The following is an 11,867-nucleotide window of genomic DNA, read 5'->3' as shown; positions in this document are numbered from 1 at the left end:
CCGGATCCTGGGGAGGGCACTCCGAGCCCGGATTGACGAATCATGCAGGGGTCTGCATAATCATGCATGACGATGGAGTGCAGCGGTGAGGAGCAACGCAAGTGAGCAGCAACAGCGGTGACGTCCGGCTCTGGGGCGGTCGTTTCGCCGACGGTCCCGCCGAGGCGCTGGCGAAGCTGTCCGCGTCCGTCCACTTCGACTGGCGGCTCGCGCCGTACGACATCGCCGGTTCGCGTGCCCACGCGCGCGTGCTGCACAAGGCGGGCCTGCTGAGCGAGGACGAGCTCCGGAGCATGCTCGCCGGGCTCGACCGGCTCGAGGCCGACGTGGCCGACGGCTCCTTCGTGGGCACCGTCGCCGACGAGGACTGCCACACCGCCCTGGAGCGGGGTCTGCTGGAGCGCGTCGGCCCCGACCTCGGCGGCAAGCTGCGCGCCGGCCGCTCCCGCAACGACCAGATCGCCACCCTCTTCCGCATGTACCTGCGAGACCACGCCCGGATCATCGGCGGTCTGATCGCCGAGCTGCAGGACGCGCTGGTCGGCCTGGCGGAGGCCCACCCGGACGTGGCGATGCCCGGCCGCACCCACCTCCAGCACGCCCAGCCGGTGCTGTTCGCCCACCACGTCCTGGCCCACGTCCAGTCCCTGTCCCGGGACGCGGAGCGGCTGCGCCAGTGGGACGAGCGCACCGCCGTCTCGCCGTACGGCTCGGGCGCCCTGGCCGGTTCCTCCCTGGGCCTGGACCCGGAGGCGGTCGCGAAGGACCTCGGCTTCGAGCACGGCAGCGTCGGCAACTCCATCGACGGCACGGCCTCCCGTGACTTCGTCGCCGAGTTCGCCTTCATCACCGCGATGATCGGCGTCAACCTCTCCCGGATCGCCGAGGAGATCATCATCTGGAACACGAAGGAGTTCTCCTTCGTGACCCTGCACGACGCCTTCTCCACGGGCTCGTCGATCATGCCGCAGAAGAAGAACCCGGACATCGCGGAGCTGGCGCGCGGCAAGTCCGGCCGCATGATCGGCAACCTGACGGGCCTGATGGCCACGCTCAAGGCCCTGCCCCTCGCCTACAACCGCGACCTCCAGGAGGACAAGGAGCCCGTCTTCGACTCCTGCGACCAACTGGAGGTCCTGCTCCCCGCCTTCACCGGCATGATGGCCACCCTCACGGTCAACCGCGAGCGCATGGAGGAACTGGCCCCGGCGGGCTTCTCCCTCGCCACCGACATCGCCGAGTGGCTGGTCAAGCAGGGCGTCCCGTTCCGGGTGGCCCACGAGGTCGCCGGCGAGTGCGTCAAGGCGGCCGAGGCCGAGGGCAAGGAGCTGAACGACCTGACGGACGACCAGTTCGCCAAGATCAGCGCCCACCTGACCCCGGAGGTCCGCTCGGTGCTCAACGTCCCGGGCGCCCTGGCCTCCCGCGACGGCAGGGGCGGCACGGCCCCGAGCGCGGTGGCGATCCAACTGGCCGAGGTGAAGGCGAACGTGGCTGCGCAACACCAGTGGGCCGAGCGCCGCTAGGGGCGCGGGGCGGTATCGGTCTGCGGCTCCGCCGCGCGGACGCGACCGGCCACGAGGGCGCCGCACTCGGCGAAGCACCGCACGACCCACCCCCTGAAGCGAAGGGCATCCCGAGCTACGTTGTCGGGTATGCCCTTCGCACGCCTCGCCACCGCCACCACCCCCACCGCCCACATCGGCCTCGGCCTGGCCGCGGTCGGCCGCCCCGGCTACATCAACCTGGGCCGCGACGAGGACCTGGGAGCCGACCGCAGCGTCGAGACGCTCCGCGCCCGCACCCACGAACTCCTCGACGCCGCCTACGCCCAGGGCGTCCGCTACTTCGACGCGGCCCGCTCCTACGGCCGCTCCGAGGAGTTCCTCGCCGACTGGCTCGGCAGGAACCCCCACATCGACGACGTGGTCGTCGGCAGCAAGTGGGGCTACACCTACACCGCCGACTGGTCCACCGACGCCGAGCACCACGAGGTCAAGGACCACGGGGTCCGGACGTACGACCGTCAGCGCGCCGAGACCGCCGAACTGCTCGGCGACCGCCTCGACCTCTACCAGATCCACTCGGTGACCCCCGAGAGCCCGGCCCTCACCGACAGGGAACTGCACGCGAGGCTCGCGGAGGCGGCCGCCCGGGGCACCACCGTCGGCTTCTCCACCAGTGGTCCCGCCCAGGCGGACGCCATCCGCGCCGCCCTCGCCGTGCGGGTCGACGGCGAACCCCTCTTCCGTACCGTCCAGTCGACGTACAACGCCCTGGAGACCTCGGCCGCCCCCGCCCTCGCGGAGGCCCATGACGCCGGGCTGACGGTGATCGTCAAGGAGGGCATGGCCAACGGCAGGCTCGCCGGACCGCACGCACCGGACGCCCTGAAGGCCGTGGCCGAGGAGACGTCTCTCGGCTGCGACGCGGTGGCGCTCGCCCTCGTCCTCAGGCAGCCCTGGGCCGGAGTGGTCCTGTCCGGCGCCGCGACGACCCGCCAGCTCGCCTCCAACCTGCACGCGGCCGTCGTGGACCTGGACGAGGAGCAGCTCTCCCGGCTCGCGGCCCTGGCCGAGGAGCCGGCCGCCTACTGGGCGCACCGGGCTCGGCTTCCCTGGCACTGACCAGGACCCTGACCCACGACAGGTGAGACAGTCATGGCTGGAGTGAGACATCAATGTCTCACATGGGTTATGGTTGTCTCATGGCTGTCGATCGTGACCATGTGCTGCGCAGTGCCGCGGCCCTGCTGACCCGCAAGTCCACCTCGACCATGGACGAGGTCGCCAAGGCCGCCGGGATCAGCCGGGCCACCCTGCACCGCCACTTCGCGGGCCGGGACGCCCTCGTCCGGGCGCTGGAGGAGCACGGCATCGCCGAGTGCGAGGCGGCTCTGGACGCCGCCCGGCTCGACGAGGGCTCCGCGAGCGACGCCGTGCGCCGGCTCGTGCGGGAGATCGAGCCGGCCGCGGGGCTGCTGGCCTTCCTCTACGGCGAGAACGAACTCTGGGAGGACGGCGGCAGCGACCCGTGGTCCCGACTCGACCAACGGATCGCCGCCCTGTTCGCACGCGGCCAGGGCAACGGCGAGTTCCGCATCGACCTCACCCCGGCCTGGCTCACCGAGGCGCTCTACGGACTGATCGCCTCGTGCGCCTGGGCCACCCAGGCGGGCCGCGTGGCCCCCAACGACTTCACCCACATGGTCACCGAGCTGTTGCTCGGTGGCGCTCTACGGAGAGAGGAATCATGACCAGCACCCTGCAGCCGGCGACCACGACCGAGGCGGTGAAGCGCCCGGGCCGCTGGCTCGCGCTGTCCGTCCTGGTGCTCGCCGTGCTGCTGGTGGCCGTCGACGCGACCGTCCTCGGCCTCGCGACCCCCTACATCAGCGAGGACCTCCAGCCGACCGGGACCCAGCTCCTGTGGATCGGCGACGTCTACTCGTTCGTCATCGCGGGCCTGCTGGTGTCGATGGGCAGCCTCGGCGACCGCATCGGCCGCAAGCGGATCCTGCTCCTCGGCGCGACGGCGTTCGGCGCGGTGTCGGTCCTCAACGCCTACGCGTCGACACCGGAGTTGATGATCCTGGCCCGGGCGCTGCTCGGCGTCGCCGGCGCGACCCTCATGCCCGCCACCCTGGCCCTGATCCGCAACATCTTCCACGACCCGCGCGAGCGCAGCCTCGCTGTCGGCATCTGGGGCGCGACCGCCTCCGCCGGTACGGCGATCGGCCCGATCGTCGGCGGCTTCCTCCTCGAACACTTCTGGTGGGGCTCGGTCTTCCTGATCAACCTGCCGGTGATGGCGGTCCTGGTCCTCGTCGGCATCAGGCTGCTCCCCGAGTCCCGCAACCCGAACCCGGGCCCCTGGGACATGACCAGCGTGATCCTGTCCCTGGTCGGCATGATCGCCGTGGTCTACGCGGTCAAGGAGGCCGCCTCGCACGGCGTCACCTGGGAGCCGATCGTGGTGGGCCTGCTGGGTGCGGCGGCCCTCTGGGCCTTCGTCCGCCGGCAGTTGACCCTCCCGGCCCCGCTCCTCGACATGCGCCTCTTCCGCAACCGCGGCTTCAGCGGCGCCGTCCTGGCCGACCTGCTGACCGTCCTCGGCCTCTCCGGCCTGGTCTTCTTCCTCTCCCAGTACCTGCAACTGGTCCAGGGCAGGCGCCCGTTGGAGGCGGGCCTGGCGGAACTCCCGGCGGCGGTGGGAGCGGTGGTGGCGGGACTCGTCGCGGGCACCTTCGCCCGCCGCTACTCGGTGCGCGCGGTCGTCTCCGGCGGCCTCGCGGCCATCGGTCTGGCCCTGGCCTCCCTCACCCTGCTCGACGAGGCCACGGGCTACCCGATGCTGGGCGCGGCCCTGCTGCTGGTCGGCGTGGGCGCGGGATTCTCGTTCACGGTGACGTCCGACGTGATCCTGTCGAGCGTCCCGAAGGAACAGGCCGGCGCGGCATCCGCCGTGTCGGAAACGGCGTACGAACTGGGCGCGGCCCTGGGCATCGCCGTACTGGGCTCGATCGTGACGGGCGTGTACCGGGGCTTCAGCGGCCCGACGGGCACACCGACCGGAGCGCACGAGTCCCTGGGTGGTGCGGTGGAGGCGGCGTCCGGGATGCAGGCGGACACGGCTCAGGAACTGCTGACGGCGGCCCGAGAGGCCTTTGTCGACGGTCTCGCGATCGCGGCCGGCGCGGGAGCGGCGGTCCTGCTCGCAACGGCCGTGGCAGCATGGTTCATGCTGCGGGGCCAACGGCTCGACAAGGGCTTCTAGGGGCGCGGGGAACCGCGCGAGCAACCACGATGCGCCCGCACCCGACAACGAACCCCGAAGAACCCCTACGCGGCCTTCGCCTTGGTCGCGTACATGTCTACGTACTCCTGCCCCGACAACCGCATGACCTCGGTCATCACGGAGTCCGTGACAGCCCGCAGCACATACCGGTCCCGGTCCATCCCGTCATAACGGGAGAACTCCATCGCCTCGCCGAACCGAACAGTGACCCGCCCGGGCCGGGGCATCCCCGAACCCCCCGGCTGCAACTTGTCCGTGCCGATCATCGCGAAGGGGACGACGGGCGCGCCCGTCATCAACGTCAGACGGGCGATGCCCGTACGGCCCCGGTACAGCCGGCCGTCGGGCGAGCGCGTCCCCTCGGGGTAGATCCCGAAGACCTTCCCCTCCTCCAGGATCCGCCGCCCGGTCATCAGCGCGGCCACGCCGCCGCGGCCGCCGTCGCGGTCCACCGGGATCATGCCGACGCCGGTGAAGAACCACGCCATGAGGCGGCCCTTGAGGGTCTTCCCGGTGACGTACTCGTCCTTGCCGATGAAGAGCACCTGCCGGTCGCAGACCAGCGGAAGGATCATCGAGTCGATGAAGGTGAGGTGGTTGCCGGCCAGGATGACCGGACCGTCACCCGGGATGTGCTCCGCGCCCTCCACCTGTGGGCGGAACATCAGGCGCATGATCGGTCCGAGCACTGCCTTGATGAGCGCGAAGCGGGACAACGGGCCCTCCGATGTCAAGAGAACGGCCAGGGAAACTGTATGAGTCTGTGCAGGTGAGGACATTACTCGCGGCTCGGGGGATCGCGCACATCGGGCGCCCGGGGTTCACCGAGGTCTTACGCACTGTTGACACTCGTTTACCTGCGGATGGACCCCGTTGCCTGCCGGAAACCCGGGCGGAACGATGTGACGGAGGTCGCCCCGACCGACGCGTACCCCGCCTCCGGGCCATGAAGCCGACGAACCATCAGACATCTGTTCCCATACGACATCCCGCGTCACCCGCGTGTTCCGCCGGAGGTATCCCGCCCGTCACGGACCCGGACCTACGATCGGCGCGCAGCGAAGCGGCGACGGCAGGAGGGGTCCACATGGGATCGCAGGACGAGCACACGGACGGCACCGGACGGCGGGCACTTCTCGGGGCCGCGGTGTTCGGCGCCGGGGGAGCGGTCCTGGGCCTGTCCGGGACGGCGAGAGCGGCGACCGCGGGAGCGGCCGGGCACGGGGGCGGCGGACTCAGGAGCCTGCCGGTGCCGACGGTCATCGGTCACCGGGGTGCCAGCGGCTACCGTCCCGAGCACACCTTCGGCTCCTACCAGCTCGCCCTCGACCTGGGCGCGGACATCGTCGAGGCCGGCGACCTCGTCCCCACCCGGGACGGGCACCTCGTCTGCCGGCACGAACCGGAGATCGGCGGCACGACCGACGTCGCCGACCACAAGGAGTTCGCCGACCGGAAGAGGACCAAGCTCCTCGACGGGGTCTCCACGACCGGCTGGTTCACCGAGGACTTCACCCTCGCCGAGCTCAAGACGCTCCGCGCGATCGAGCGCATCCCGGCCAACCGGCCGCACAACACCCTCTACAACGGCCGCTGGGAGATCCCCACCTTCGAGGAAGTCCTCCGGTGGCAGGACGAGCAGACCCGCAAGCGCGGCAAGCAGGTCTGGATCTACCCCGAGACCAAGCACCCCACCTACTTCCGGGGGCTCGGCCTGGGCCTGGAGGAGCGGGTCGCCAAGCTCCTGCGCAAGCACGGCAAGGACCGGCGGAACTCCCCGGTCATCCTCCAGTCGTTCGAACCGACCAGCATCCAGCGCCTGAACAAGCTCGTCGACAACCCGCTGGTCGTCCTGCTGTCGGCCGCGAACACCCGCCCCTGGGACTTCGTCGCGACGGGCGACCCGCGCACGGTCGCCGACCTCGTCACCCCCAAGGGTCTGCGGGAGATAGCGGGCTACGCCCAGGGCATCGGCCCGACCCTCGACCTGGTGGTCACCAGGAAGGCGGACGGCAGCCTCGACAAGGAGACCACCCTGGTCGCCGAGGCGCACAAGGTCGGGCTGATCCTGCACCCCTACACCATGCGCAACGAGAACCCCTTCCTGCCGGCCGAGTACCGCAGGGGCACGGACGCGGACGCCTACGGGGACGCCTTCGGCGCGTTCAAGAGGTACTTCGCCACCGGCATCGACGGCGTCTTCACCGACAACCCGGACACCGGCCTCCTCGCCCGCCAGGACTTCGTCAACGGCTGAGCCGACGGGCCCCGATCGGGCTCACTTGCGGCCGCCCGGGCAACCCACGACCCGGGCGGCCGTGTCGTACCGCATATGACGCACGACTTGGTCGCCACCCTGCGCCCCCTGCTCACCGCCGAGGCCTCCGCGGAGGCACATGCCTCCGGTACGGAACCGGCCGACCTGGAGCAGGCGGTCTGGCTCCGCCTCCTGGAGCACCTGGAGACCCAGGGCCCGCCCCTCGACCCGCCGAGCTGGCTCCGCCGCGCCGTCCGCTCCGAGTCCCGCCGCAGCCGTCGTACGACCCGCCTCGAACGGCCGTACGCCACCGAGCCGGTGGCCGACGACGACCGCACCCCGGAACAGCTCACCCTCGCCGCGGCCCGGCGTTCGGCCGTGCACGACGCGGTCCGCCGGCTGCCCGGCCGCTGTCCCTCACTGCTGGCCGCCCTGCTCTCCCCGAGGGACCTCACCTACCGCGAGATCGCGGGGGAGTTGGGTATCTCACAGGGCAGTCTCGGCCCGGAACGTTCCAGATGCCTGGGATGTCTTCGCCGATTGCTCTCACCGGAGGTTGCGACCCGCCGGGTGCGGGGATAGGAGTGGGGGACAACAGGCGATCAGGTGAGCGGGAGGCGTGCGCACATGGGCATGAGCGTGACCATCTCTGCGGCGGCCGAGCAGGACGCGGAGCAGATCTTCAGGCTGCAGTACCTGTGCTTCCAGAGTGAGGCGGCGCTGTACGGCAACTACCGCATCGATCCGCTCGTCCAGACCCTGGACTCGGTCCGCGCGGAGGTGGCCTCGGACTGTGTCTTCGTGGCCCGCCTGGGAGAAGAGGTGGTCGGCTCGGTGCGCGGCCATGTCACCGAGGACGGCTCGGCCGCCATCGGCAAACTCTGCGTCCACCCCCGCCTCCAGGGCCACGGCATCGGGGCCCGCCTCCTGCGGGCGGCCGAATCCGCCCTCGCGGAGGAGCGCGGCGCCACCAGCTTCCGCCTCTTCACCGGCCACCGCAGCGAGGGCAACCTCCGCCTGTACCGCAAGGTGGGCTACCAGACGGTGGGCACGTCGGAGGGTGCGGACGGCGTCCCGATGATCGTCCTGGAGAAGCCCGCGGGAACATACGCGGCCACCGCATGAGTCTTTAGGGGCGCGGGGAACTGCGCGACCAGCCGTACGCGGCCGGATGCCGCCCGACGAACCTCAGGCGGCATCCCCCTCACGCGCACCCTTCCGCAACCAGTAGATGGCGGACAGCGGCAGCAGCACGGGAATGAACAGATACCCCATCCCGAAGTCCGACCACACGGTCGCATCGGGAAACGCGGACGGTTCGATCAACGTCCACGTGCCCACGGTCAGTACACCCACCAGCTCCGCGACGCAGCACGCCAACGCCACTTTGCGGGCCGTCTCGCCACCCCGCACGAGTGTGTAGGTGATGAATCCGTAGACCACCCCCGCCACCGCGGACAACGAATACGCCAGCGGCGCCCGGTCGAACTCGGTGGAGATCTGGTACGCCGACCTCGACACCGCTCCCACGACCATCACGCCGTACAGCCACACGAGCAGCGTCCCCGGCCCACTGGTCAGCCGTCGCCGACTCACCTCAGCCTCCCCAGATGTCATAGAGCCGCACCTCCAGAACGGCCAGCACCACACCGCCGGCGGCGACCGTCACCGATCCCCACCGCGTCCGCTCCGCGAGCGACATGAACCCCGCCGCGGGCACGCACGCGAACGCCCCCAGCAGATAGGCGACGAAGATCGTCGTGCCCTGCTCCGGCTTCTCACCCCGCGCGAGCTGCACGATGCCGATCACGAGCTGGACCAGCGCCAGCACCGACACCGCGGCCATCCCGATGAAGTGCCAGTCCTTGGTCGGCTCGTCACGGTAGGCGGCCCAGCCGCACCAGGCGGCCAGCAGCAGCGCGGCGACGCCGGTCACCAGCGTCAGGGCATCAAACATGCGGCGAGCCTATTACGGCCCAAAAGGCCTGATGCGGCCGACCCCGCCGCGCACCGTAGGGTCGAGGACATGAAGATCCACGCCGAAGCCCTCCTGTTCGACAACGACGGAACCCTCGTCTCCTCCCTGGAATCGGTGCACCGCTGCTGGACGCGCTGGGCCGAGGAGTACGGCATCACCGCGGAGGAGTTCGCCCGGGTCGAACTGCACGGACGCCCGGCCGTGGAGATAGCCGCCGACCTGCTGCCCGCCGACGTCGTGCCCGCGGCCCTCGCGCGGATCGAGCGCCTGGAGGTGGAGGACGTGCCCAACGGCGGGGTCCACCTGCTGCCCGGGACCACGGCCTTCCTGGACTCCCTGCCCGCCGACCGCTGGGCCGTCGTCACCTCCGCCACCCGCCGGCTCGCCGAGGCCCGGCTCGCGGCGGTCGGCATCCTCCCCAAGACCCTGATCGCCGCCGACGACGTCACCCGCGGCAAGCCCGACCCCGAGCCCTATCTCCTCGCCGCCCGTGAACTCGGCGTCGACCCCGCCCGCTGTGTCGTCTTCGAAGACGCCCCCGCCGGTCTGCGCGCCGGGCGGGCCGCCGGGATGACCACCGTGGCGTTGACCACAACACACCAGGCCCACGAGCTCGACGCCGACCTGGTGGTCGAGGACCTGTCGGCCTTGTCGGCCCTGGTCACCGGCGCAGCCGTGGAGATCTCCGTCCGGCCCTGACACCTGTCCACGACTGTCCGCCATCCGGACAGCGGGTTCTTGGTCGCTCCCATACGTCTGCTTTACTGATCGCATGACCACGACGAGCTGCCGCACCCTTGCGACCGAGGCGACCATGACGCCCGGTGCTCGTTGTATGTGTCGAATGTGCGCCTGTTAGAGGGCCCCCGCACCACACCTCTTGAGCCTCGCGCCCCGAAGCGAGCCGCCCCGGCACGTCCGTACGCCGTGAACGCCGTACGTGACCCATGCGCCCGCGCACGACTTCTCTCCCGTACCAGGGCACACCCACGCCCGCGTACTCGACAGTGACGGAAACCCAGTGATCACGACAACAGGCCTGACCAAGGTCTACCGCTCGCGCGGCCGTGAGGTCACCGCCCTGGACGGCGTCGATCTGCACGTCCGCGAGGGCGAGGTGTACGGCGTCATCGGCCAGTCCGGCGCCGGCAAGTCCTCCCTCATCCGCTGCGTCAACCTGCTGGAGCGCCCCACCGCCGGCACCGTGACCGTCGACGGACAGGACCTCACTGCCCTCGCCGGCCGCGGTCCGCGCGCCGGCAAGGAGCTGCGGCAGGCGCGCAGCCGTATCGGCATGGTCTTCCAGCACTTCAACCTGCTCTCCACCCGGACGGTCCGCGACAACGTCGAGCTCCCTCTGGAGATCCTCGGCACGTCCGGCAAGGAGCGCTCCCGCAAGGCACTCGAACTGCTGGACCTCGTCGGACTCGCCGACAAGGCGGGCGCCTACCCGGCCCAGCTCTCCGGCGGCCAGAAGCAGCGCGTCGGCATCGCCCGCGCCCTGGCCGGCGACCCCAAGGTGCTGCTGTCCGACGAGGCCACCAGCGCCCTCGACCCCGAGACCACCCGCTCGATCCTCCAACTGCTGCGCGACCTGAACCGCCAGCTCGGCCTCACCGTCCTGCTCATCACCCACGAGATGGACGTCGTGAAGTCGATCTGCGACTCGGCGGCCCTGATGGACAACGGCCGCATCGTCGAGTCCGGCACGGTCAGCGAACTGCTCGCGACCCCCGGCTCCGAGCTGGCCGCCGCGCTCTTCCCCGTCGGCGGCGCCGCCACCGGCGCGGACCGGACCGTCGTCGACGTCACCTTCCACGGCGAGGCGGCCACCCAGCCCGTCATCTCCCAGCTCTCGCGCACCTACAACATCGACATATCGATCCTCGGCGCCGCCATCGACACCGTCGGCGGCCTCCAGGTCGGCCGGATGCGCATCGAACTGCCCGGCCGCTACGAGGACAACGTCGTGCCGGTCGGCTTCCTGCGCGAGCAGGGCCTGCAGATCGATGTCGTCGGTGAGCACGAGCTGGTGAAGGAAGGTGCCAAGTGACCTGGTCCGAGATGCAGCCCCTGCTGGAGCAGGCGTGTTGGGACACCCTCTACATGGTCGGCTGGTCCACGCTCATCGCCGTCGTGGGGGGCCTCCCGCTCGGAGTCCTGCTCGTCGTCACCGACCGGGGCGGACTCCTCCAGAACATCGTGGCCAACAAGGTCATCGGACAGGTCGTGAACGTCGCCCGCTCGATGCCGTTCATCATCCTGATGGTGGCGCTGATGGGCTTCACCCGCTCGATCACCGGCACGACCATCGGCCGTGAGGCCGCCATCGTGCCGCTCGCCATCGGTGCGATCCCGTTCTTCGCGCGCCTGGTCGAGACGGCCGTCCGCGAGGTGGACGGCGGCCTGGTCGAGGCCGTGCAGTCGATGGGCGGCAACACCTGGACGATCGTGCGCAAGGTCCTCGTCCCCGAGGCCCTGCCCTCGCTGATCGCCAGCACCACCACCACGGTCGTCGCCCTCATCGGCTACTCCGCGATGGCCGGCACGGTCGGCGCCGGCGGCCTCGGCGACATCGCCATCCGCTACGGCTACCAGCGCTTCGAGACCCAGCTCATGTGGATCACCGTCGCGATCCTCGCCGTCGTCATCTCGCTCATCCAGTTCGCCGGCGACTACGCGGCCCGCTCCCTGCACCGCCGGGGCGGACGCTCCGGACCCGCGCCCAAACTCCGTCTGCTGAAGGCCTCCACGGCGGACACCAAGACCGTCTGACGCGCTCCCCGATCTCCCGTGCACCCGTTCACGGGGTCGCTGCACCCAAAAGGAAAGGCA

The 11,867-nt window shown here is 70.6% G+C and carries 13 protein-coding genes; 10 read left to right on the top strand and 3 right to left on the bottom strand.

The window, feature by feature from the left end; all coding sequences use genetic code 11:
• Positions 1 to 101: 101 nt before the first annotated feature.
• The 4 genes from argH (at position 102) to ACZ66S_RS24450 (ending at position 4,776) form a co-directional block, all read left to right on the top strand.
• The gene (gene argH, locus ACZ66S_RS24465; RefSeq protein ID WP_469903646.1) at positions 102 to 1,526 is read left to right on the top strand and encodes an argininosuccinate lyase; all 1,425 of its coding nucleotides are present in this window, start codon (positions 102 to 104) and stop codon (positions 1,524 to 1,526) included.
• 129 nt (positions 1,527 to 1,655) lie between these two features.
• Positions 1,656 to 2,627 (top strand): aldo/keto reductase, encoded by a 972-nt coding sequence (locus tag ACZ66S_RS24460; protein WP_469903645.1) that lies wholly within the window; start codon positions 1,656 to 1,658, stop codon positions 2,625 to 2,627.
• An 80-nt stretch (positions 2,628 to 2,707) separates the two neighbouring features.
• On the top strand, positions 2,708 to 3,256 hold the full coding sequence (locus ACZ66S_RS24455) for a TetR/AcrR family transcriptional regulator (RefSeq protein WP_469903644.1): 549 nt from the start codon (positions 2,708 to 2,710) through the stop codon (positions 3,254 to 3,256).
• Complete coding sequence (locus ACZ66S_RS24450; protein ID WP_469903643.1) at positions 3,253 to 4,776, top strand: MFS transporter; 1,524 nt, start codon at positions 3,253 to 3,255, stop codon at positions 4,774 to 4,776. Before ACZ66S_RS24455 ends, ACZ66S_RS24450 begins: the two co-directional genes overlap by 4 nt.
• 65 nt (positions 4,777 to 4,841) lie before the next feature.
• Here ACZ66S_RS24450 and ACZ66S_RS24445 read toward each other — a convergent pair whose 3' ends face one another.
• The gene (locus tag ACZ66S_RS24445) at positions 4,842 to 5,513 is read right to left on the bottom strand and encodes a lysophospholipid acyltransferase family protein (RefSeq protein ID WP_469903642.1); all 672 of its coding nucleotides are present in this window, start codon (positions 5,511 to 5,513) and stop codon (positions 4,842 to 4,844) included.
• Between the two features lie 371 nt (positions 5,514 to 5,884).
• Between ACZ66S_RS24445 and ACZ66S_RS24440 the strand changes: the two genes are divergently transcribed.
• The 3 genes from ACZ66S_RS24440 to ACZ66S_RS24430 all read left to right on the top strand — a co-directional run bounded on the left by ACZ66S_RS24440 (position 5,885) and on the right by ACZ66S_RS24430 (position 8,179).
• Positions 5,885 to 7,054: a glycerophosphodiester phosphodiesterase gene (locus ACZ66S_RS24440; protein ID WP_469903641.1), complete on the top strand. Its 1,170-nt coding sequence runs from the start codon at positions 5,885 to 5,887 to the stop codon at positions 7,052 to 7,054.
• A gap of 75 nt (positions 7,055 to 7,129) precedes the next feature.
• On the top strand, positions 7,130 to 7,636 hold the full coding sequence (locus tag ACZ66S_RS24435) for a sigma-70 family RNA polymerase sigma factor (RefSeq protein ID WP_469903640.1): 507 nt from the start codon (positions 7,130 to 7,132) through the stop codon (positions 7,634 to 7,636).
• 45 nt (positions 7,637 to 7,681) lie between these two features.
• Positions 7,682 to 8,179, top strand: a complete 498-nt coding sequence (locus tag ACZ66S_RS24430; protein ID WP_469903639.1) for a GNAT family N-acetyltransferase — start codon at positions 7,682 to 7,684, stop codon at positions 8,177 to 8,179.
• A gap of 63 nt (positions 8,180 to 8,242) precedes the next feature.
• Here ACZ66S_RS24430 and ACZ66S_RS24425 read toward each other — a convergent pair whose 3' ends face one another.
• Entirely contained in the window at positions 8,243 to 8,671 is a 429-nt protein-coding gene (locus tag ACZ66S_RS24425) for a hypothetical protein (protein ID WP_469903638.1), read from the bottom strand.
• Complete coding sequence (locus ACZ66S_RS24420; RefSeq protein WP_469903637.1) at positions 8,652 to 9,011, bottom strand: hypothetical protein; 360 nt, start codon at positions 9,009 to 9,011, stop codon at positions 8,652 to 8,654. Before ACZ66S_RS24420 ends, ACZ66S_RS24425 begins: the two co-directional genes overlap by 20 nt.
• Before the next feature lie 69 nt (positions 9,012 to 9,080).
• On the opposite strand from ACZ66S_RS24420, the gene ACZ66S_RS24415 reads away from it, so the two are divergent.
• The 3 genes from ACZ66S_RS24415 (at position 9,081) to ACZ66S_RS24405 (ending at position 11,807) form a co-directional block, all read left to right on the top strand.
• Positions 9,081 to 9,731, top strand: coding sequence for an HAD family hydrolase (locus tag ACZ66S_RS24415; RefSeq protein WP_469903636.1), 651 nt, complete (start codon positions 9,081 to 9,083; stop codon positions 9,729 to 9,731).
• 322 nt (positions 9,732 to 10,053) lie between these two features.
• Positions 10,054 to 11,085 (top strand): methionine ABC transporter ATP-binding protein, encoded by a 1,032-nt coding sequence (locus ACZ66S_RS24410; protein WP_469903635.1) that lies wholly within the window; start codon positions 10,054 to 10,056, stop codon positions 11,083 to 11,085.
• Complete coding sequence (locus tag ACZ66S_RS24405) at positions 11,082 to 11,807, top strand: methionine ABC transporter permease (RefSeq protein ID WP_469903634.1); 726 nt, start codon at positions 11,082 to 11,084, stop codon at positions 11,805 to 11,807. Before ACZ66S_RS24410 ends, ACZ66S_RS24405 begins: the two co-directional genes overlap by 4 nt.
• Positions 11,808 to 11,867 lie beyond the last annotated feature (60 nt).

It is taken from the genome of Streptomyces sp. NPDC107471 (assembly GCF_055582845.1).
Note: the sequence above shows the minus strand (reverse complement) of the source record. Positions and strands in the feature narration are given on the sequence as shown.